Raw genomic sequence first — 21,197 nt, forward strand, 5'->3', positions numbered from 1 at the left:
CTCATTCCAGGAGCCCGTTTCATGTCGCGTACCGTTATCTTGGCCGCCGCCATCAGCCTGGCGCTGGCGGCCTGTTCCGGCAAGGAGTCCACCCCCGTGTCCGACGCCCAGACCCCCGCCGCGCAGCAGCCGGCCGACGCCTCCACCAACCCCCTGTTGAGCGCCAGCACGCTGCCGTTCCAGGCCCCGCCGTTCGACCGCATCAAGGACAGTGACTACCTGCCGGCCTTCAACGAAGGCATGAAGCAGCACCTGGCCGAAGTGCGCAAGATCGCCGACAACGCCGAACCGGCCACCTTCGACAACACCATCGAAGCGCTTGAGCGCAGCGGCGAAACGTTGGACCGCGTGTCGCGCGTGTTCTTCGGCCTGGTCCAGGCCGATACCAACGAAGCGCGCCAGAAGATCCAGGAAGAAGTCGCCCCGAAGCTGGCCGAACACCAGGATGAAATCAGCCTGGACCCGAAGCTGTTCGCGCGCATCAAGACCCTTTACGACCAGCGCGCCTCGCTGGGCCTGGACCCGGTGCAGACCCGCCTGGTCGAACGCGATTACCAGCAATTCGTCCGCGCCGGTGCACAGCTGAACGACGCCGACAAGGCCGCCCTGCGCAAGCTCAACGTCGAAGAAACCACGCTGGCCACCCAGTTCCACACCCGCCTGGTCGCCGCGACCGCCGCCGCTGCCGTGGTGGTGGACGACAAGGCCAACCTGGCCGGCCTGAGCGAGGATGAGATCAACACCGCCGCCGCCGACGCCAAGGCGCGCAACCTGGAAGGCAAGTTCCTGCTGCCGCTGCAGAACACCACCCAGCAGCCGGTGCTGGCCTCGCTGAGCAACCGCGAGCAGCGCGCTGCCGTGCTCAAGGCCTCGGAAACCCGCGCCGAGCGCGGCGATGCCAACGACACCCGCGAAACGGTGCAGCGCCTGGCCCAGCTGCGTGCGCAGAAGGCCAAGCTGCTTGGCTTCGAAAACTACGCTGCCTACAGCCTGGCCGACCAGATGGCCAAGACCCCGGCTGCCGCGCTCAAGCTGCTGACCGACACCGTGCCGGCCGCCACCAACAAGGCGCGCGGTGAAATCACCGAGATGCAGAAGGTGATCGACGCGCAGAAGGGTGGTTTCCAGCTGGCCGCATCGGACTGGGACTTCTACGCCGAACAGGTGCGCAAGGCCCAGTACGACCTGGACGAATCGCAGATCAAGCCGTACTTCGAACTGGACAACGTGCTGCAGAACGGCGTCTTCTACGCCGCCACCCAGCTGTACGGCATTACCTTCAAGCCGCGCACCGACATTCCGACCTACCACCCGGACATGAAGGTGTATGAAGTGTTCGACAAGGACGGCACCTCGCTGGCGCTGTTCTACACCGATTACTTCAAGCGCGACAGCAAGTCCGGTGGCGCCTGGATGGACGTGTTCGTCGAGCAGAACGGCCTGACCGGCGCCAAGCCGGTGGTCTACAACGTCTGCAACTTCACCAAGCCTGCTGCCGGCCAGCCGGCCCTGCTGAGCTTCGACGACGTCACCACCATGTTCCATGAGTTCGGCCATGCGCTGCACGGCATGTTCTCGAACGTGAAGTACCCGTCCATCGCCGGTACCAGCACCTCGCGCGATTTCGTCGAGTTCCCCTCGCAGTTCAACGAGCATTGGGCGCTGGACCCGAAGGTGTTCGCCAACTACGCCAAGAACTACAAGACCGGCGAGCCGATGCCGCAGGCGCTGGTCGACAAGATCCTCAAGGCGCGTACCTTCAACCAGGGCTATGCCACCACCGAGTACCTCTCGGCCGCACTGCTCGACCTGGCCTGGCACACCCAGCCGGCCGACGCCAAGCTGCAGGACGTGGCCCCGTTTGAAGCGGCCGCGCTGAAGAAGTACAAGGTCGACCTGGCCCAGGTGCCGCCGCGTTACCGCACCACCTACTTCGACCACATCTGGGGCGGCGGCTACTCGGCCGGTTACTACGCCTACTTCTGGGCTGAAGTGCTGGACCACGACTCGTTCGAGTGGTTCAAGGAACACGGTGGCCTGACCGCTGAAAACGGCCAGGTGTTCCGCGACAAGATCCTCTCGCGCGGCAACAGCGTGGAACTGGCGGACCTGTACCGCGAATTCCGCGGCAAGGACCCGTCGGTAGAACCGCTGCTGGTCAACCGCGGCCTGAAGTGATCCGGTAGGTACCGACCGTTGGTCGGTACTCCGATTGAGCCGAAACGAACGGCGGGGGAAACCCCGCCGTTCGCGTATCTGGACGCCGGTTACGTCCCCACGCGACATCCCACCTCGCTGCATCCCAGGTGATCCAACGCGATCTCCAATGCATGCATGTAACTCTGCGCGCAGTACCCGTGCGCCACGCCGATGCGCTGGCCCACGTCGGCCGGCAGGCAATCCTCCGGCGCGCCTGCATCATCGTCATGCACCTCCCCGTACACGTTGTGCAGGTGCGGCAACAACCGCTGCAGCCGCGTACTGCCCACGCACGCACCTGGATCCAGCAACGTCACTTCGCCACGGCTGTGGTCGGCCACGCGCAACGCATCCAGCAGCTCCTGTTCCGACCCACACGCACGGATCGCCACCGTGGTGCCCGCATCGATCGCCCGGTGCACCAGCGCCTTGAGCACCGGTACCGGCAGCGGCTGCGCGGTACGGATCAGCTGCCCGGTCGCTTCCGGGCCACGAATGATGAAGATCGACATGGCTCAGACGCTCCCTGCAACGGCCTGCAACCGGCGCGCGGCAATCGCCAGCGACAACCGGCACGCATCCTCGCGGCCACTGCTGCACACCACCCGCGCCACCGGCGCATGCAGCGGGTGCAGATGCGCATCCAACCCATCGTCATCGTTGGCCGCCATTTCGATGTACGGCGCCGGCAACGCCTCCAGCGCCGCGCACAGCGCGCGGCCATGCGCGGCCCATTGCGCCGGCTCGGCGGCGCCGGTCTCGATCAGCACCCACGCCGGCTGGCTTTCCCGCGCCTGGCGCAGGCACTGCAGCAGCGCCGGCAGCGTGGCGCAGTCCTGGCAGTGCACGGCATGGCCGGCCAGCAGGGCCGGCACCGGCAGCGGGTCCGGCGACGGCTGCCGGAGCAACAGGATGGTCATGGAACACCTCGACAAAGCGCCCGGGGGGCGCGGTGTCGACACGATGCGCGTGGCGGCCATAAAGGGGCGATGACCCGGATGCCCGGGGCGCGTAAATAACGAGTAGCTTTTGCGGGAACTCCGGAACGCCGCAACGGTCAGACCCCACTCACGCCCGCAAGGATCGCCACCATGACCGCTGCCGCCGCCGAACCCCGCTCCAAAGGCCTGCTCTACTGGCTGAAGAAGGAAGCCCTGCCGCTGCTGGTCATGCTCGGCCTGCTCGCCGCCGCGCGCGACAGCCTTGCCAACCACTACCAGGTGCCCAGCGGCTCCATGCAGCACACCCTGATGCCCGGCGACCGGGTGGTGGTGGACATGCGCGCCTACGGCCTGCGCCTGCCGTTCACCTCGGTGGAACTGCTGCACACCGGCGTGCCGCAGCGCGGCGAGGTGGCGGTGTTCGATTCCCCGCAGGACGGCACCCGCCTGATCAAGCGCATCGCCGCCGTGGGCGGCGACCGCGTGGACCTGCATGAGGGCCATCTCAGCATCAACGGCCACCCGCTCGGCCAGGTGGGCACCGGGGACGTGGAAGACTTCGGCCGCACCCTGGCCCAGCTTGACCTGGGCCAGGGCGGCGGCCCGGACATCACCGGGCTGGCCGTACCGGCCGGCAAGGTGCTGATGCTGGGCGACCATCGAGGGAACAGCGCCGATGGCCGTTACTTCGGCCTGGTCGACGCCAAGGCCCTGTATGGAAAGGCGGCACGCGTGTACTACCGCCGCGGCCAGGGCTTTACCTGGCAGGCGTTGTAAGTTAATCGATACGCAAAACGTCTCAATCCAGACCCGTCAGGTTATGGATCGACCTGTACCCGCTGCCTATCCTGAGCGCTGATCCTTACGCACCGGCCCGCCCCCACGGGCCCAGACGCAATGAACGGCGACACCGCAGCACTGCCCGAGCACAGCTCCATCCGCCAGCCGCCCGCGCCCTCGCAGCACATCGAGCAGGGCACGCCCGCGTTCCGGCGCACGGCGGCAGCGTTGTTCCTGGCCGGCTTCTCCACCTTTGGCCTGCTCTACACCGTGCAGCCGCTGCTGCCGGAGTTCAGCCGCCACTTCGGCGTCTCCGCCGCCAACAGCGCCCTGGCCCTGTCGCTCAGCACCGGCCTGCTGGCCGTTTCGATGCTGGTGGCCGGGCTGATCTCCGACCGTGTCGGCCGCCGTGGCGTGATGATCACCGCGCTGCTGGCCTCCACCGTGCTCTCGGCCGCCAGTGCGATGGTCGACGACTGGACCACGCTGCTGATCCTGCGCACCCTGCTCGGCATCGCGCTCAGCGGCGTGCCGGCAGTGGCGATGACCTACCTGGTCGAAGAAATGGACAGCCGCGCGCTCGGCCTGGCCATGGGCCTGTACATCGGTGGCAACGCGGTGGGCGGCATGAGCGGGCGCCTGATCGCCGGCATCGTCGCCGACCACTGGGGCTGGCGCTGGGGCATCGGCGTGGTCTCGCTGATCGCCGTGCTCAGCACCGTGCTGCTGTGGGTGCAGCTGCCGCCGTCGCGCCACTTCCAGAGCCGTCGTGGCGGCCTGCGCGAACTGCCCGCGCGCTGGCGCCAGCTGTTCGCCGACCCCGGTTTGCCCTCGCTGTTCGCCACCGCGTTCGTGCTGATGGGCGTGTTCGTCACCCTCTACAACTACCTCGGCTACCACCTGCTGGCGCCGCCGTACCGGCTCAGCCAGACCGTGGTCGGCCTGATCTTCAGCGTGTACCTGGTCGGCACCTTCAGCTCGGCGTGGATGGGCCAGCAGGCCAACCGGCACGGCCGCGGCCGCGTGCTCGGCATCTGCTACGGCCTGATCGCACTCGGCATCGTGCTGCTGTCCCTGCCGTGGCTGGGCTGCATGGCGCTGGGCATCGCGCTCGTCACGTTCGGCTTCTTCGGCGGCCATTCCGTGGCCAGCAGCTGGGTCGGCAGCCGCGCGGGCGTGATGCGCGCCGAAGCCTCGGCGCTGTACCTGTTCGCCTACTACCTGGGTTCCAGCCTGGCCGGTGCCGCCGGCGGCGTGTTCTACACCCGCTGGGACTGGTGGGGCGTGTGCGCCTTCACCGCCGTGCTCACCGCTATCGGCGCCACCATCGCCTGGCGGCTGGGCCGCCGCAAACAGCCGCTGCCGGCCGCGCTCGCACTCAGCCGCTGAAGCCGCCCTGCAGCAGCCGGGTGAAGTGGGTGATCAACGGCGATGGGCCACCGCGCCGGTACGCCACGTGCACTTCCGAACTCGCCGCGCGATCGCTCAGCGGCACGAAGCGCGCGCCTTCCACGTGGATGTGGCTGCACGAGGCCGGCAGCACCGTCACCCCCAACCCGGACGCGGCCAGGCTGATCAGCGTGGACGCCTCGCCGGCTTCCTGGATGATGCGCGGGGTGAAGCCCGCGCTGCGGCACAGCGCGATGAAATGATCGTGGATGCCGGCGCCCACCTCGCGCAGGAAGCCCACGAACGGCTCATGCGCGAACTGCCGCAGCGCCACCGGCGCACCCGCCGGCAGGTCGCGGATCAGCGGATGCTGGTCATGCACCACCAGCGCCAGCGGATCGCTGAACAACTTGCGTGACATCAGCGGCGTGGGCAACGCGCGTTTGCGGATCAGCCCTACATCCAGCTCGTTGGCCACCAGCGCATCGATCTGCTGCAACGTGTTCATCTCGCGCAGCTTCAACTGCACCTGCGGGAACTGCTGGCGGTAGGCGAAGATCGCGCGCGGAATCTGCGTGGACAGCGGCGTGGCGCGGGTCAACCCGATGCGCAGTTCGCCGGTTTCACCGCGCTGCGCGCGCTGGGTCAGCTCGATGGCCTGGTCCACCCGCGCCAACGCTTCGGTGGCCTGCGCCTGCAGCACGCGCCCGGCCTCGGTCAGTTCCACCCGGCGGTTGCTGCGCAGGAACAAGCGCGCGCCCAGCAGCGTTTCCAGCTGGCGGATCTGCTGGCTGAGCGGCGGCTGCGACATGCCCAGCCGCTCGGCCGCGCGCCCGAAGTGCAGGGTATCGGCCACCGCCAGGAAGTAGCGCAGGTGGCGCAGTTCAATCGACATGGCAGCGCATCAGCGTTCGGAATGACCGCTTTCATCATAGCTGCGCGGACTGAACAGGTCCGGCTGGATCAGCTCGATGAAGGCGCGCGCCTGTGGCGACAGGAACCGGCCCCGGCGCACGATCACCCCATAGCTGCGCTCGGGGAACCAGGCGCTCATCGAGCGCGTCACCAGCCGGTCGCGGTCGGCATCGTTGAGGCACAGCGCCGGCACGATGGAAATGCCCATGCCCATCGCCACGTACTGCTTGATCACCTCCCAGCCGCCCACCTCCAGCGCCACCGTGTACGGCACGCGCTGGCGCTGGAACACCTGGTCCACCAGCCGGTAGGTGATCTGCCGTTTGGGCGGCAGCACCAGCGGGTAGGCCGAGATCGCCTGCAGGGTCAGTTCCGGCGCGGTGGCCAGCGGGTGGTCGGGCGGGGCGATCAGCACCTGCTCGAAGCGGTAGGCCGGCGCATAGCTCAGGTCGGCCGGCACGTCGGTCATCGAGCCCACCGCCAGGTCCGCCGCATCGCTGCGCAGCAGGTCGGTGCCATCGGCGCTGATCGCGTTGTGCAGGGTCAGGCGCACGTCCGGGTGGCGCTGGCGGAAGCGCTCCACGATGCGCGGCAGCAGGTACAGGATGGTGGAGCTGTTGGCGGCGATGTTGAGCTCGCCCGCATCCAGCCCTTTGACCTTGTCGCGGAAGCTGGCCTCCAGCCCGTCCAGGCTCTCCACCAGCGGCTGCGCCATTTCAAACAGCAGCTGGCCCTCGCGGCTGGGCACCAGGCGCCGCCCGCTGCGCTCGAACAGGCCCACCCCCAACTCCCGTTCCAGCGCCTGCAACTGCTGGCTGATCGCCGGCTGGCTGACAAACAGCGCCTCAGCCGCACGTGAGACTGAGCCCAATCGCACGGTCTGGCAGAACGCCCGCAGCGGCTTGAGCCGGTCAGACTTGTAGGAAAAACGCGGACTTGGCGGCTTCGGTGTGGGCATGGCGTAACGAATATAAGCGTAACTTATGTAAGGCATTGCGATAACTGTTTTGTCAAATACCACACTCCGGCGCACGGTGGCATCACCCGCAACGCAGGAGTTGGACATGTCCGCTGTCGCCGCATTCGCCACCGCCCAGCCCACCCCGGCCGATGCCCCGGCCACCCCGGGCATCGCCCTGACCACCCAGCTTGCCGGCCAGTCGGCCCTGCTGCCGGCGGGGGTACTGGCGCTGCTGGTGTCGCTGCACCGCGCGGTGGAACCCGAACGCCAGCGCCGCCTGCAGGCCCGCCGTGAGCGCCAGGCCTTCTTCGACGGCGGCGGCCTGCCGGACTTCCGCACCGACACCGCCGCGATCCGCAGCGAGGACTGGCGCGTGGCGCCGATCCCGGACGCCCTGCAGGACCGCCGCGTCGAGATCACCGGCCCGACCGACCCGAAGATGGTCATCAACGCGCTGAACTCCGGCGCCAAGGTGTTCATGGCCGACTTCGAGGACTCCACCGCCCCGGCCTGGCGCAACCTGCTGGCCGGCCAGCAGGCGCTGATCGGCGCGGTGCGCGGCGACCTCACCCACACCGCGCCCGGCGTGGACGGCAAGCCCGGCAAGCACTACGCGCTGCGCCCGCTCAACGAACAGGCCGTGCTGATCGTGCGCCCGCGCGGCTGGCACCTGGATGAGAAGCACGTGCGCATCGATGGCCAGCCGCTGGCCGGCGGCCTGTTCGACGCGGCCGTGTTCGCCTTCCACAACGCCCGCACCCTGATGTGCCGCCAGCGCGGCCCGTACTTCTACCTGCCCAAGCTGCAGTCGATGGAAGAGGCCGCGCTGTGGGAAACCGCGCTGTCGCACATCGAAGGCATGCTCGGCCTGCCGCATGGCCAGATCAAGGTCACCGTGCTGATCGAAACGCTGCCGGCGGTGTTCGAAATGGACGAGATCCTGCACGCGCTGCGCGACCGCATCGTCGGCCTGAACTGCGGCCGCTGGGATTACATCTTTTCCTACATCAAGACCTTCCGTAAGCACGCCGACAAGGTGCTGCCCGAACGCGGCCAGGTGACCATGACCCAGCCGTTCCTGAAGGCCTATTCGGAACTGCTGATCCAGACCTGCCACCGCCGTGGCGCGCATGCGATGGGCGGCATGGCCGCGCAGATCCCGATCAACCACGATGCCGCCGCCAACGAACAGGCCATGGCGCGGGTGCGTGCCGACAAGCTGCGCGAAGTCACTGCCGGCCACGACGGCACCTGGGTGGCGCACCCGGCGCTGATTCCGGTCGCGCAGGCGATCTTCGACGCACACATGCCCGGCCCCAACCAGCGCGGTGTGCTGCGCCGCGATGTGCGGGTGGGCCGCAACGACCTGATCGCCGCGCCCACCGGCACCATCACCCGCGCCGGGTTCGAGGGCAACGTCGAAGTGTGCGTGCGTTACCTGGCCGCCTGGCTGGACGGCAACGGCTGCGTGCCCATCCACCACCTGATGGAAGACGCGGCCACCGCCGAGATCAGTCGCAGCCAGCTGTGGCAGTGGCTGCACGTGCCCGGCCAGCACCTGGACGACGGCACCGCCATCGACCTGGCCCTGCTCGACGCCACCCTGGCCGCGCTGCCGGCGCGTTTGGGCGAGCGCAGCGCGCTGCCGGGCGGGGCGCGGATCGACGAGGCCATCGGCCTGCTCGGTGAGCTGAGCCGCCGCAATGAACTGACCGATTTCCTGACCCTGCCGGCCTACGACCGGATCGATTGACCCTTCCTGGAGAAACGACATGACCAAGCTGCAGACCGCCGAACAGATCCAGCACGAATGGAACACCGACCCGCGCTGGGCCGGCATCCAGCGCAACTACAGCGCCGCCGACGTGGTGCGCCTGCGCGGCACCGTGCACGTGGAGCATTCGCTGGCCCGGCTGGGCGCGGAGAAGCTGTGGAAGTACCTGCATGAAAAGGACTTCGTCAACGCGCTCGGCGCGCTGACCGGCAACCAGGCCATGCAGCAGGTCAAGGCCGGCCTCAACGCCATCTACCTGTCCGGCTGGCAGGTGGCCGCCGACGCCAACCTGGCCGGCCAGATGTACCCCGACCAGTCGCTGTACCCGGCCGATTCGGTGCCGGCCGTGGTCAAGCGCATCAACAACACCCTGCTGCGCGCCGACCAGCTGCACCATGCCGAAGGCAAGGACGACATCGACTTCCTGCAGCCGATCGTGGCCGATGCCGAAGCCGGCTTCGGCGGCGTGCTCAACGCCTTCGAGCTGATGAAGGCGATGATCGAAGCCGGCGCGGCCGGCGTCCATTTCGAAGACCAGCTGGCCTCGGTGAAGAAGTGCGGGCACATGGGTGGCAAGGTGCTGGTGCCCACCCGCGAGGCCATCGAAAAGTTGAACGCCGCGCGCCTGGCCGCCGACGTGCTGGGCGTGCCCACCCTGCTGGTGGCCCGCACCGACGCCGAAGCCGCCGACCTGCTGACCAGCGACATCGACGCCAACGACCAGCCCTTCGCCAACGGCGAGCGCACCGTGGAAGGCTTCTACAAGACCCGCAACGGCCTGGACCAGGCCATCAGCCGCGGCCTGGCCTACGCGCCCTACGCCGACCTGATCTGGTGCGAGACCGGCAAGCCGGACCTGGAGTTCGCGCGCAAGTTCGCCGAAGCCATCCATGCCAAGTACCCGGGCAAGCTGCTGGCCTACAACTGCTCGCCCAGCTTCAACTGGAAGAAGAACCTGGACGACGCCACCATTGCGACGTTCCAGAAGGAAATCGCCCGCTACGGGTACAAGTTCCAGTTCATCACCCTGGCCGGCTTCCACGCCCTGAACTACTCCATGTTCAACCTGGCCCACGGCTACGCCCGCCGCCAGATGAGCGCCTTCGTGGAACTGCAGGAAGCCGAATTCGCCGCCGCCGACCGGGGCTTCACCGCGGTCAAGCACCAGCGCGAGGTCGGCACCGGCTACTTCGACGCCGTCACCCAGGCCATCCAGCAGGGCCAGTCCTCCACCACCGCCCTGGCCGGCTCGACCGAAGAGGAACAATTCCGGGCGGCTTGACCGGCCCCCTGATAACCCCGGCCGTTGGCAGGCAAGGGCCGCCCCTGTAGGGGTGGCCCTTCTTTTATATGCCCCCGCCAGATGCTACGGTCCGCAAATAGCTCCATGCGGTAGGGGATGGCCGGTTCAAACCGGTCGCTGCGTTAGGGAAGACTGGGCCGGAGCGCCGGAGAAATCCGGGCGCCGGGGCATGGAAATGGGATGAGGCGCACACTTTTAAGGGGTGCTATCCTCATTCGCTCACCGGGGAACGCTGGGAAGCGGGTGTACGGGAATGACCGGCAAGCTTGCGACGAATGTGTGCGAACGAGCGTCAGACATCGCGCAGACCGCGATGGCTGAGATCGTGCACGCCGTTCTGAGCGCCGGCGAATTCGCCCTGTTTGCCGAATTCGGCCAGCACCGCGCGCTGCGCGCCGGCGAGCACCTGTTCCTGCGCAACCAGGCCGGCAGCACCATGTATGTCATCGTCACCGGTGCCATCGAGCTGGATTTCGGCGAAGACCTGGTGGTCAAGACGCTGGGCCAGCATGAATTCTTCGGCGAACTGGGCCTGCTGATCGGCGACCACCCGCGCAGTGCCGATGCCCGTGCCACCACCGATACGCTGGTGCTGGAACTGGACCACACCGATTTCCAGCGCCTGGTCGACCGCGACCCGGGCCTGGTGGCCTACTTCCTGCGCCGCACGATCATGCGCGTGGTGAGCAACGAACAGGTGCTGATCCGCCAGCTGCGCCGGCGCAACCACGACCTCGAAACCGCGCTGGACAACCTCTACGTCACCACCCACCAGCTCACCCACACCCGCGAGCTGGTGCGTACCGACGAGTTGACCGGCCTGCACAACCGCCGCGGCCTGGCGCTGTACCTGCAGGAGTGCCGCAGCCACGAAGACGGCGCCCCGCAGGGCCTGCTGCTGATCGACTGCGACCACTTCAAGCAGGTCAACGACGAACACGGCCACCAGGCCGGCGACCGCGTGCTGCAGAGCGTGGCCAACATCCTGCGTTCGGTGGCCACCGAAAGCGACCGCGCCTGCCGCCTGGGCGGGGATGAGTTCTGCCTGCTGCTGCGCGAAGCGGACCCCGATACCCTCCAGCACGCGGCCGAGTTCATCCTCAGCGCCGTCCACGGCCTGATGGGCCGGCCGGGCGGCCAGCCGCATGTCTGCCCGGTCAGCATCGGCGTGAGCCTGCTCGAGCCGAACAGCGACTGGAGCGATTGGTACGCCCGCGCCGACAATGCGCTGTACCAGGCCAAGCGCTTGGGCGGCAACCGGTTGCACTGGTCGCGTGCCGCGACCGCCACGCCCTGACGGGGTATTCGAATGAACGGCGACAACGGAACGTCGACCCAGTCCCCACAGCTGCGCGCGCTGCTGTTCACCGATCTGTGCGATTCGCTGATCCTGGTTGAACGCATCGGCGACAGCGCCGCAGCCGAGCTGTTCCAGCAGCACGACCGGCTGGTGCTGACGCTGCAGCAGCAGTGGCGCGGCCAGCAGATCGACCGTTCCGATGGGCTGTTCCTGTTGTTCGAGCGCGCCATTGATGGTCTTGGGTTTGCACTGGACTATCAGCGGGAACTGAAACAGCTTGGAAACGAGCACAAGCTCGAGCTGCGCGCCCGCGCGGGTCTGCACGTAGGTGAAGTCCTTACCTGGGAAAACAGCGCGGAAGCGGTGAAGGCCGGTGCCAAGTCGCTCGAAGTCGAGGGGTTGGCCAAGCCGATGGCGGCACGGTTGATGATGTTGGCAAGGCCGGGACAGATCCTCCTTTCGGCTGTAGCCGAGTCTCTCACCCATCGCGCCACGTCCAACCTGGGAGAGCGTGCGGAGCGGCTGGTGTGGAAGTCGCACGGACGTTGGCGTTTCAAAGGTATCCCTGCTACTCAGGAAGTGTACGAAGTTGGGGAAATCGGCTCGGCTCCGCTGCGCATGCCGCGTGGAACCGCCAAAGCGCGCCGTGACATTCCGTTCTGGCGCCAACCCGCCGCCATTGCAGCTGAAGCGCTGGTATTGGCAACCGTGGTGGTGGGCGGCTGGATGCTGCTCCGGCCAGCCCCGGCCATTGCATTTGCCGAGCGCGACTGGGTCGTACTGGGAGAGGTGCGAAATCTCACCGGCGAACCCCTGCTCGACGACAGCCTGGACCAGGCCTTCAGGATCAGCCTGGGGCAGTCGCGTCACGTCAACGTGCTCAGCGACATCAAGGTGCGCGACACCCTTGCACTGATGCGTCAACCGGTCGAGTCCCTGCTGGACCGGCGGACGGCGATAGAGGTGGCCACGCGCGATGGCGCGCGAGCGGTGATCATGCCCTCGGTGCTGGAAATCAACGGCAAGCTGCGCGTGACCGTTGAGGTCATCGACCCTGCCAACGGCAACACCGTCTACTCCCATTCGGCCGACGGGCGTGGATTGGAATCGGTGTTGACCTCTGCCGACCAGGTCGTTGCCGCGCTCCGCGACGACCTTGGTGAGGCCATGGAGGACATCTCGCGCGACTCGGCACCACTGCCCAAGGTAGCGACCTCCAGCATCGATGCCTTGCATGCATACGCCAAGGGGTTGGCTGCAATGTCCAATCAGGACGTCGACAGTGCCCTGATGTTCTTCAACCAGGCCGCCACTGTCGACCCTGACTTCGCATTCGCCTATGTGGGCATGATGCGCATCCAGAACGCGCGGGGTGACATTGAAGGTGCGCGCCGCCTCTTCAACATCGCTTACGGGCTCCGCGAGCGACTTACGCCGCGTGAGCAGCTGTATCTGCAGGCGTGGGGTGCACAGTTTGGGGGCGCGGCCATGCCGGCGGTCGCCGAGCAGTGGCGAATGTTGACGGAGTTGTATCCTGACGATTACGTGGGACACATGAATTACTCCAGTGCGCTGTACTTGATGGGAAAGTACGATGCCGCCCTCGTCGCAGCACGCCCGCTCCTGCTTTCCCAGAATCCCCAGAAGACACTTGCGCAGAACTTCATCGGACGCATCCACCTCGCCGTGGCCGACGTGGGCGAAGCGCAGCGCATGCTCAAGGAAACGGCAGCAATTGATCGGGGTGCCAGCGACGTGTGGTGGGCGCTGAGCCTGGCGGCGGCAAAGGACTACCCGGCCTCCGAGGAAATCTTCGCGCGCCGACCACTACGTGGCCCGGGCGAGCAGATCGAGCGCTCCAGCGCGCTCGTTGATCAAGGCCGGTTTGTGGAAGCAAACGAGCTGATCGAACGTGCACAGTCCCAGTGCAGCGAGGTGGTGGAAGTCTGCCGCGTGCTGGATGTCATCGCGCTTCATCAGCGCAGGCTGACCGGGAACCCGACGCCCAAGGAATCGTACGCAGCAATACTGGATCTGTGGCTGAAGAAGGCGGAGCAGCAGGATGCTGCCTCGCGAAGGGAAAGCGTGCTGTTCATACTATCCACGGCGTATCACGCGGTTCGCGCCGGTCACTCGGGAACCGTCCGCGCTCGGGCTGGTGTGCTGAAAGGGCTGGTCCAGAAGGACGACGAGCCTCGGGCTACCCAGCTTTGGGCACTCGTGCAGGGTGTCTTGGACGTGGAGGATGGTCGCCCGGCGGCCGCGGTGAAGTTACTTGAGCCGTTCGTCGAAGGGGATGAGCTCTACCAGGTCCACGTGGTGCTGCATGACGCCTATGAGGCACTCGACGACAAGGCCGGCCAGAAAAAGCAGCGTGACTGGTTGGACCACCAGCGCGGTCGGGCATACGCCGAGGAAATCAGTAACTACGTGCTTCAGTCTCTCAATCTTGAAGATGCAAGACGGCTGCAGAGCAGCGACACGCAAGGTGTCGCTGCTCTCTGATAGGTCAGGCATCGCCATCCAGCTGGGATGCCGCACGACCAGCTTCGAAGCAGAACACAATGCGGAACGCCGCGTTGACCTGAAGATGCTTGGTCAGCTTCTCCCGCAGCGCCTGGAACTCTTCCTTCGTCGCGAGCTTGGTGAGCGGGGCGCAACAGGTCTTCGTTGTTTCCTCATCCACGCCGAGGGTTGCCAGCGCCTTCGAAGGATTGGCGGAGAACGCCGCGCGGAACGCATCGTCATTGATCAGAAGGTCCAACAGACGCTGGACGGTATCTTCCGGCAGAGGGGTGTTCGTCGAAGTCATTTGAAAGGCCCGGTGTTGGAGGGTGACAGGAGGTTATCGGCAGCCGCGACGCTGGATTGAGCCTGCCGGAAGTTGGGTGCAAGCCAACGGACGGGCCGGCTATAGTGCGGCTCGCCCCGGTGGATCATAGACCTTCGCCATGCAGTATCGCCGCTGCCAGACCCTTTTCCTCGAGCCTCGGGAAACCCCCGGGTTCCGCCTGCAGGACCTGCTGGCCGGGGGAACCGGGTTGCACTACGAGCAGGGCGTCGTGGCCATCGCGCCCCACCTGGATGCACCCGTTCCGATCACACCGGACGAGGCCACCCTGCTGCTGGCCTGCAGTGCCGAAACCTGGCAGCCCCTGCCGACCTCGGCTGAGGCGCGTGCCCGCGTCATGCGGCTGGTGGCGGAAGGGGTGCTGGTGAGTGATTCGGCTGACCATGCGGTCCATGCGGACGCTGATACCACGCTCAGGGCATCCCACTGGTGGTCGGTAGCGGCGTTGTTCCACCGGCTGTCGCGCTGGACCGGCGTGGACAGCGTGGAGGAGATGGAGCGCAGCCAGATGGTCACGGCGCAGGACCTGGTACGCAAGCTGGGCACTCCTCCCGTGGAGGCGCCGCCGCGCCTGCCCGGCGCGGTCGCGCTGCCGCCGTTGGGCGACCGGTTCCTGGACGGGCTGCTCCTGCGCCGCACCACATGCAGGAATTTCGACACGTCCCGGCCGCTGCCGCTGCCGCTGCTTGCAGGCATGCTTGGGGAGGTCCTGCTGGCCAGCGCCCATGTGGAGCCGGAGCCTGGCGTGCGCTTCCTCAAGAAGAACGTGGCGTCCGCCGGTGGCCTGCACCCGATTGAAGCGTATGTGCTGGTCCAGAACGTCGAAGGCCTGGAGCCTGGTCTCCATCACTACCATGCCGTGGCGCACGAGCTTGCCCGCTTGCCCGTGCAACCCCCGGCGTTGCCGGCCTTTGCCCATCGGCTGCTGGCTGGCCAGGGCTGGTTCGCCGATGCGCATGCGCTGGTGATCCTGGTCTGCCGCTTTGAACGCAACTTCTGGAAGTACCGCAACCACGCCAAGGCCTATCGCGCGGTGACCCTCGACGCCGGCCACATCTCACAGGCGTTCTATACGCAGGCCACGGCCTACGGGCTGGGCGCGTTCGTCACTGCCGCCATCAACGAAGAAGAGGTGGAGCAGGTACTGGGCCTCGATCCGATGCGGGAGGGCCCGTTGGCCGTGTGCGGCTTTGGCTGGCGCTCGGATCAGATGCAGACGCCGGAGATGGATCCCGCCGGGCATATCTGGAAGACCGAACCATGAAGCCGGCTCCCCTGTCTCCGCGCTGGCGCCGACCAGCGGCGCTGGTCGTTCTGGTGGCGCTGGCGATGGTGGTCGCAGGCGCCTGGATGCTGCTGCGCCCGGAACCGGCCATCGCGTTTGCCGAACGCGACTGGGTGGTGCTGGCCGACGTGGACAACGCGAGCGGCAAGGCGTTGTTCGACGACTCGCTGCAGCGCGCGGTGTTGATGAGCCTGGAGCAGTCGCGTTACGTCAACGTGCTGTCCACCAGCAGGGTGACCGAATCGCGTGACCTGCTGCGGATACCGTCCGGGCGCGGGCTGGACCGTGAGCTGGCCAGCGACGTGGCGGCGCGCGAGGGCGCGCGCATGGTGGTGGCGCCGGCCATCCGCCAGTCCCGTGGGCACTACCTGGTCAGCGTCGACCTGATCGATCCCAACCGCCGCGCCGTGGTGCGCAGCTATCGCGCGAAGGCCGGCACCTCGTCCGAGGTGATGGCAGCGGTGGACGATGTGGTGGGCCAGCTGCGTGCCGGGCTCGGTGAATCAGTGGCGTCAGTGCAGCAGTCGGTGCCGCTGCCGCAGGCCTCCACCGCCAACCTACAGGCGCTGAAGTCGTTCGCGCTGGCAGAAAGCGCCCTCGGCCGTCGGCGCTTCTCCGAATCGGCCAAGCTGTATGAGGCGGCGATCGATGCCGACCCGGATTTCGCCATGGCCCATATCGGCCTGGCCAAGCTGCTGGTACGCCTGGACCAGCGTGCCGAAGCACAGCCGCACCTGGCGCGCGCGCTGGCGGTGAGCCAGCGCCTGCCGCACCGCGAGCGGCTCTACCTGAAGGCCTGGCGCAACGAGCTGAGTGCGGACGCGTGGCCGCTGGACGACTGGCGCGTGTTGGCCGATGTCTATCCCGATTCCTTTGCCGGCCTGTCCAACACCTCCTGGTACCTGCTGACCGACAGCCGCTACGAGGAGGCAGAACGCTACGCCGTCGCCGCCGCGATACCGCAGAACCCCATGCGTGCCTACACCATTGCGCACCTGGGCTGGATCCAGCTGGGTACCAACCGCTTTGACGACGCGCTGCGCAGTTTCAGATTGTCCGAAACGTTGACCGGGCGGGCGGCCAGCGATCCGCGTGCCGACGTGCTGATTGCCATGCGCCGGTACAAGGACGCACAGGCGCTGCTGACCCAGCTGGGCAGGCCGCGCGACGAACTGCAGGCGCTGATGAACGTGCGGGTGCGGCTGCTGCTGGCCGCCGACCAGGACGACTGCACGGGGATGCGCACGGTGCTGTCATCGGAACCGGCACCCGAGTCGGCCGATTTCCATGTGCATGCCGCGCTCATGCGGGCCGTGGTGGATACCGCGTGCGAGCAGGGCGAAACGAAGGTGCTGGCCGACATCGCCACCGAGCTGCGCCCGCTGCTGGCCGCGACCACCGATCCCAGCATGCCCGACCGCATCCTGCGCCTGCTGTCGCTGATTTACCTGGCCCAGCGCCAAGGCGACCACGCACTGGCCGACCGGCTGCTGGCCGAGTACGGCGCGCAGGTGGTGCAGCAGAAGAACCCGGTGATCGGGAAGTGGCGCACCGTGGTGCTGGCCATGCAGGAAATCGGCCGGGGTGCACCGCAGCAGGCCGTGGCGCTGCTGCAGCCGATGATGGATGGCAGCGAACCGGTGCAGGCGCATGTGGCGCTGCGTGAGGCGTACCGCCTGCTGGGCGATGGTGAGCAGTTCCAGAAGCAGAACGAATGGCTGTTCGAAAACCGGGGCAGGGCGATCGCGGAGGTGGCGAACACCCAGCTGATGCAGCCGTTGAACGTGCACGACACGGTGTCGGACGCTACGTTGCGGCAGTGAGCGTGCGTCGTTGTCCGGCACCGCGATGACACCCATGGGGTGTCACTACGTGGCGTCGAAATCCACCAATACTGCACCGTCGGCGACCTGGTCGCCGGCCTTGACCCGGTAGCCCTGCACCGTGCCATCGGCCGGGGCCTGCAGGGTGTGCTCCATCTTCATCGCTTCCAGCACCAGCAGCGGGGTGCCGCGCACCACCTGCGTGCCCGGTGCCAGCAGCGTGGCCACGATGCGGCCCGGCATCGGTGCGACCAGGCTGCCGGCATCGGCCACGGCGTGGTCGGCTTCGCTGACCGGATCATGCAGGGTGAAGCGCTGCACGCCGTCGTTGCCGAAGAGGTACAGCTCGCTGCCGTCGCGTACCACGCGGGCGCGGTGCAGGCGCTCTCCCACCTGCAGCGCCAGCCGCTCGCCCACCATCCGGCCCTGCGCCGCTACCGTGGTGCCGCCCAGCTCGATCGACCATGCCTCGCCATGGCCTTCAACGGCTAGCACCTGCTGGTGGCCACGATGCTCCAGCGTCAGCCGCCGCGCGGCACGCTGGCCCAGCCGCCAGCCATCGCGCGCCTGCCACGGGGAGTGCGGGTCACGCGCATCCACCGAAGCTGCTGCGTCGGTGGCCATGGCAGCTACGGCCGCCTGCGCCCACAGGGCAGGATCGGTATCGCCCTGGTGCGGCGCCAGCGCGGCCTGCTCGCGTTCGATCAACGCGGTATCCAGCTTCGCCTTGGCGAACGAATCGGTCATCACCAGCCGGCGCAGGAACGCCGCGTTGGTGGTCACGCCCACCACTTCGCACTCGGCCAGCGCATGCTGCATGCGGCGCAGCGCGGCATCGCGGTCCACGTCCCACACGATCAGCTTGGCAATCATCGGGTCATAGAACGGGGTGATCGCATCGCCCTGTTCCACACCCGCATCCACGCGCACGTGCGCGCTGCCGGCCGGCAGCCGCAGGTGGCGCAGGGTGCCGGTGGAGGGCAGGAAGCCCTTGTCGGCATCTTCGGCGTACAGGCGCGCTTCCAGTGCATGGCCGTTGATCTGCAGCTGTTCCTGCTGCAGCGGCAGCGGTGCGCCGCTGGCCACGCGCAGCTGCCACTCCACCAGGTCGGTACCGGTGATGCACTCGGTCACCGGGTGCTCCACCTGCAGGCGGGTGTTCATTTCCATGAAATAGAAATCGCCGTCGGGCCCGGCGATGAACTCCACCGTGCCCGCACCCACGTAGTTCACCGCGCGCGCGGCATCCACCGCCGCCTTGCCCATGGCGGCGCGGCGTTCCGGGGTCATGCCTGGCGCAGGCGCTTCTTCCAGCACCTTCTGGTGGCGGCGCTGCACCGAGCAGTCGCGCTCGAACAGGTACACCACGTTGCCGTGGCTGTCGCCGAACACCTGGATCTCGATATGGCGCGGGCGCTCCACGTACTTTTCCACCAGCACGTGCGCGTTGCCGAAGGCGGACTGCGCCTCGCGCTGGCAGCTGGCCAGCGCCTCGGTGAAGGCCGCGCTGTCGTCCACCCTGCGCATGCCCTTGCCACCGCCGCCGGCGCTGGCCTTGATCAGCACCGGGTAGCCGATGCCATCGGCCTGTTCGCGCAGGAACGCCGGTTCCTGCGCATCGCCGTGGTAGCCGGGGGTCAGCGGCACGCCGGCCTGCGCCATCAGCGCCTTGGCCGCGCTCTTGTCGCCCATCGCGCGGATCGCCGCAGCGGAGGGGCCGATGAACACGATGCCCGCCTCGGCGCAGGCCTGGGCGAAGTCCGCGTTCTCGGACAGGAAGCCGTAACCGGGGTGGATGGCCTGCGCCCCGGTGCGGCGTGCCGCATCCAGGATGGCGTCGGCGCGCAGGTAGCTTTCGCGCGCGGGTGCCGGGCCGATGCCCACGGCCTCGTCGGCCAGCCGCACATGGCGTGCGTCGCGGTCGGCGTCGGAGTACACCGCCACCGTGGCAATGCCCAGGCGCTGGCAGGTGGCGATGACGCGGCAGGCGATTTCGCCACGGTTGGCGATCAGGATCTTGGTGAACATGGAAGTCTCGTTGCGCATGCCAGGGGGCCGGATCACATCCGGAACACGCCGAAGTCGGTCTTGCGGGCCGGGGCGTTGAGGCTGGCCGACAACGCCAGGCCCAGCACGCGGCGGGTGTCGGCCGGGTCGATCACGCCGTCATCCCACAGCCGTGCGCTTGCGTAGTAGGGGTGGCCCTGCTGCTCGAACTGGTCGCGGATCGGGCTCTTGAAGGTGTCTTCGTCCTGCGCCGACCACTGCCCGCCCTTGGCTTCAATGCCATCGCGCTTCACCGTGGCCAGCACGCTGGCCGCCTGCTCGCCGCCCATCACGCCGATGCGCGCGTTCGGCCACATCCACAGGAAGTTGGGCGAATAGGCGCGGCCGCACATGCCGTAGTTGCCGGCGCCGAACGAACCGCCGATCACCACCGTGAACTTGGGCACCTTGGCGCAGGCCACCGCCATCACCAGCTTGGCCCCGTCCTTGGCGATGCCGCCGTGTTCGTACTTGCGGCCGACCATGAAGCCGGTGATGTTCTGCAGGAACACCAGCGGAATGCCGCGCTGGGTGCACAGCTCGATGAAGTGCGCACCCTTGAGTGCCGATTCGGAGAACAGGATGCCGTTGTTGGCGATGATCCCCACCGGGTAACCGTGCAGGTGCGCGAAGCCGGTCACCAGCGTGTTGCCGTAGCGTGGCTTGAATTCGTCGAAGCGCGAATCGTCCACCAGGCGCATGATCACCTCGCGCACGTCATAGGGCTTGCGCGTGTCGGCCGGGATCACCCCGTACAGCTCCTGCGCCGGGTAGCGCGGCTCCACCGGAGCCTGCACCGCCAGCGCCGGTTCGGGTTTGCGCCAGTTGAGCTGGGCGATGATCGCGCGCACCCGCGCCAGGGCCTGCAGATCGTTGTCGGCCATGTGGTCGGCCACGCCGGAAATGCGTGTGTGCACATCGGCACCGCCCAGTTCCTCTGCGCTGACGACCTCACCCGTAGCGGCCTTCACCAGCGGCGGGCCGCCCAGGAAGATGGTGCCCTGCTCGCGCACGATCACCGTTTCATCGCTCATCGCCGGCACGTACGCGCCGCCGGCGGTGCACGAGCCCATCACGCAGGCGATCTGCGGAATGCCCTGCGCCGACAGGTTGGCCTGGTTGTAGAAGATCCGGCCGAAATGGTCGCGGTCCGGGAACACCTCGTCCTGCAGCGGCAGGAACGCGCCGCCGGAATCGACCAGGTAGATGCACGGCAGCCGGTTCTGTTCGGCCACTTCCTGCGCGCGCAGGTGCTTCTTCACCGTCATCGGGTAATAGGTGCCGCCCTTGACCGTGGCATCGTTGGCCACGATCACGCATTCCACCCCGGACACGCGGCCGATGCCGGCCACCACGCCCGCACTGGGAATCGGGTCGCCATACATGCCGTGCGCGGCCAGCGGCGCGATTTCCAGGAACGCGCTGCCCGGGTCGAGCAGGGCATCGATGCGGTCGCGCACCAGCAGCTTGCCGCGCGCGGTGTGTTTCTGCCGCGCAGCTTCGGTGCCGCCCAGCGCGGTCTGCGCCAGGGTGGCGCGCAGGTCGTCGACCACCGCCTGCAACGCAGTGCGGTTGGCCTCGAAGCTCTCGCTGCCCGGTTGCAGCTGGGTGCTCAGTACCGTCATGGCAT

At 67.4% G+C, this 21,197-nt stretch carries 16 protein-coding genes; 9 read left to right on the top strand and 7 right to left on the bottom strand.

Annotated features, from left to right (window positions below):
• The first annotated feature begins 21 nt into the window (after positions 1–21).
• A complete protein-coding gene (dcp, locus tag NMB40_RS19575; RefSeq protein ID WP_494359548.1) occupies positions 22–2,178 on the top strand; it encodes a peptidyl-dipeptidase Dcp in 2,157 nt (718 codons plus the stop codon).
• Between the two features lie 89 nt (positions 2,179–2,267).
• On the opposite strand, the gene NMB40_RS19580 is transcribed toward dcp, so the two are convergent.
• Complete coding sequence (locus NMB40_RS19580) at positions 2,268–2,711, bottom strand: 3-dehydroquinate dehydratase (RefSeq protein ID WP_494359549.1); 444 nt, start codon at positions 2,709–2,711, stop codon at positions 2,268–2,270.
• A gap of 3 nt (positions 2,712–2,714) precedes the next feature.
• On the bottom strand, positions 2,715–3,119 hold the full coding sequence (locus tag NMB40_RS19585) for a hypothetical protein (protein ID WP_494359550.1): 405 nt from the start codon (positions 3,117–3,119) through the stop codon (positions 2,715–2,717).
• Positions 3,120–3,290: 171 nt separating this feature from the next.
• On the opposite strand from NMB40_RS19585, the gene lepB reads away from it, so the two are divergent.
• Positions 3,291–3,917 carry a signal peptidase I gene (gene lepB / locus NMB40_RS19590; RefSeq protein ID WP_494359551.1) on the top strand — a complete coding sequence of 209 codons (627 nt, stop codon included), beginning with the start codon at positions 3,291–3,293 and terminating at the stop codon, positions 3,915–3,917.
• A gap of 120 nt (positions 3,918–4,037) precedes the next feature.
• Positions 4,038–5,309 carry an MFS transporter gene (locus NMB40_RS19595; protein WP_494359552.1) on the top strand — a complete coding sequence of 424 codons (1,272 nt, stop codon included), beginning with the start codon at positions 4,038–4,040 and terminating at the stop codon, positions 5,307–5,309.
• Here the strand turns inward: NMB40_RS19595 and NMB40_RS19600 are convergent.
• Together NMB40_RS19600 and NMB40_RS19605 are read right to left on the bottom strand one after the other, a co-directional pair.
• Complete coding sequence (locus tag NMB40_RS19600; protein ID WP_282246596.1) at positions 5,299–6,204, bottom strand: LysR substrate-binding domain-containing protein; 906 nt, start codon at positions 6,202–6,204, stop codon at positions 5,299–5,301. The genes NMB40_RS19595 and NMB40_RS19600 overlap by 11 nt on opposite strands.
• Before the next feature lie 9 nt (positions 6,205–6,213).
• The gene (locus NMB40_RS19605) at positions 6,214–7,182 is read right to left on the bottom strand and encodes a LysR family transcriptional regulator (RefSeq protein ID WP_320458358.1); all 969 of its coding nucleotides are present in this window, start codon (positions 7,180–7,182) and stop codon (positions 6,214–6,216) included.
• Positions 7,183–7,288: 106 nt separating this feature from the next.
• On the opposite strand from NMB40_RS19605, the gene aceB reads away from it, so the two are divergent.
• The 4 genes from aceB to NMB40_RS19625 all read left to right on the top strand — a co-directional run bounded on the left by aceB (position 7,289) and on the right by NMB40_RS19625 (position 14,067).
• Positions 7,289–8,938 (top strand): malate synthase A, encoded by a 1,650-nt coding sequence (gene aceB / locus NMB40_RS19610; RefSeq protein ID WP_494359553.1) that lies wholly within the window; start codon positions 7,289–7,291, stop codon positions 8,936–8,938.
• Positions 8,939–8,957: 19 nt separating this feature from the next.
• Complete coding sequence (gene aceA / locus NMB40_RS19615) at positions 8,958–10,241, top strand: isocitrate lyase (protein ID WP_494359554.1); 1,284 nt, start codon at positions 8,958–8,960, stop codon at positions 10,239–10,241.
• A gap of 274 nt (positions 10,242–10,515) precedes the next feature.
• Positions 10,516–11,559 carry a GGDEF domain-containing protein gene (locus NMB40_RS19620; protein ID WP_494359555.1) on the top strand — a complete coding sequence of 348 codons (1,044 nt, stop codon included), beginning with the start codon at positions 10,516–10,518 and terminating at the stop codon, positions 11,557–11,559.
• Between the two features lie 12 nt (positions 11,560–11,571).
• The gene (locus NMB40_RS19625; RefSeq protein ID WP_494359556.1) at positions 11,572–14,067 is read left to right on the top strand and encodes a putative peptide modification system cyclase; all 2,496 of its coding nucleotides are present in this window, start codon (positions 11,572–11,574) and stop codon (positions 14,065–14,067) included.
• A 4-nt stretch (positions 14,068–14,071) separates the two neighbouring features.
• Here NMB40_RS19625 and NMB40_RS19630 read toward each other — a convergent pair whose 3' ends face one another.
• Complete coding sequence (locus NMB40_RS19630; RefSeq protein ID WP_494359557.1) at positions 14,072–14,374, bottom strand: NHLP-related RiPP peptide; 303 nt, start codon at positions 14,372–14,374, stop codon at positions 14,072–14,074.
• Positions 14,375–14,513: 139 nt separating this feature from the next.
• Between NMB40_RS19630 and NMB40_RS19635 the strand changes: the two genes are divergently transcribed.
• Both NMB40_RS19635 and NMB40_RS19640 read left to right on the top strand, forming a co-directional pair.
• A complete protein-coding gene (locus NMB40_RS19635; RefSeq protein WP_494359558.1) occupies positions 14,514–15,677 on the top strand; it encodes a putative peptide maturation dehydrogenase in 1,164 nt (387 codons plus the stop codon).
• Positions 15,674–17,521: a putative peptide modification system cyclase gene (locus NMB40_RS19640; protein WP_494359559.1), complete on the top strand. Its 1,848-nt coding sequence runs from the start codon at positions 15,674–15,676 to the stop codon at positions 17,519–17,521. Before NMB40_RS19635 ends, NMB40_RS19640 begins: the two co-directional genes overlap by 4 nt.
• A 45-nt stretch (positions 17,522–17,566) precedes the next feature.
• Here NMB40_RS19640 and NMB40_RS19645 read toward each other — a convergent pair whose 3' ends face one another.
• Positions 17,567–19,549 carry an acetyl/propionyl/methylcrotonyl-CoA carboxylase subunit alpha gene (locus NMB40_RS19645; protein ID WP_494359560.1) on the bottom strand — a complete coding sequence of 661 codons (1,983 nt, stop codon included), beginning with the start codon at positions 19,547–19,549 and terminating at the stop codon, positions 17,567–17,569.
• 32 nt (positions 19,550–19,581) lie between these two features.
• Entirely contained in the window at positions 19,582–21,192 is a 1,611-nt protein-coding gene (locus tag NMB40_RS19650; RefSeq protein WP_448141691.1) for a carboxyl transferase domain-containing protein, read from the bottom strand.
• Positions 21,193–21,197 lie beyond the last annotated feature (5 nt).

This window comes from Stenotrophomonas sp. FBCC-B152 (assembly GCF_059134105.1).

Coding starts and splice junctions, on each gene's coding strand:
- dcp (WP_494359548.1), top strand. CDS start 22: ATGTCGCGTACCGTTATCTTGGCCGCCGCCATCAGCCTGGCGCTGGCG.
- NMB40_RS19625 (WP_494359556.1), top strand. CDS start 11,572: ATGAACGGCGACAACGGAACGTCGACCCAGTCCCCACAGCTGCGCGCG.
- NMB40_RS19580 (WP_494359549.1), bottom strand. CDS start 2,711: ATGTCGATCTTCATCATTCGTGGCCCGGAAGCGACCGGGCAGCTGATC.
- NMB40_RS19650 (WP_448141691.1), bottom strand. CDS start 21,192: ATGACGGTACTGAGCACCCAGCTGCAACCGGGCAGCGAGAGCTTCGAG.
- NMB40_RS19645 (WP_494359560.1), bottom strand. CDS start 19,549: ATGTTCACCAAGATCCTGATCGCCAACCGTGGCGAAATCGCCTGCCGC.
- aceB (WP_494359553.1), top strand. CDS start 7,289: ATGTCCGCTGTCGCCGCATTCGCCACCGCCCAGCCCACCCCGGCCGAT.
- NMB40_RS19620 (WP_494359555.1), top strand. CDS start 10,516: ATGACCGGCAAGCTTGCGACGAATGTGTGCGAACGAGCGTCAGACATC.
- NMB40_RS19635 (WP_494359558.1), top strand. CDS start 14,514: ATGCAGTATCGCCGCTGCCAGACCCTTTTCCTCGAGCCTCGGGAAACC.
- aceA (WP_494359554.1), top strand. CDS start 8,958: ATGACCAAGCTGCAGACCGCCGAACAGATCCAGCACGAATGGAACACC.
- NMB40_RS19600 (WP_282246596.1), bottom strand. CDS start 6,204: ATGTCGATTGAACTGCGCCACCTGCGCTACTTCCTGGCGGTGGCCGAT.
- lepB (WP_494359551.1), top strand. CDS start 3,291: ATGACCGCTGCCGCCGCCGAACCCCGCTCCAAAGGCCTGCTCTACTGG.
- NMB40_RS19595 (WP_494359552.1), top strand. CDS start 4,038: ATGAACGGCGACACCGCAGCACTGCCCGAGCACAGCTCCATCCGCCAG.
- NMB40_RS19640 (WP_494359559.1), top strand. CDS start 15,674: ATGAAGCCGGCTCCCCTGTCTCCGCGCTGGCGCCGACCAGCGGCGCTG.
- NMB40_RS19585 (WP_494359550.1), bottom strand. CDS start 3,119: ATGACCATCCTGTTGCTCCGGCAGCCGTCGCCGGACCCGCTGCCGGTG.
- NMB40_RS19605 (WP_320458358.1), bottom strand. CDS start 7,182: ATGCCCACACCGAAGCCGCCAAGTCCGCGTTTTTCCTACAAGTCTGAC.
- NMB40_RS19630 (WP_494359557.1), bottom strand. CDS start 14,374: ATGACTTCGACGAACACCCCTCTGCCGGAAGATACCGTCCAGCGTCTG.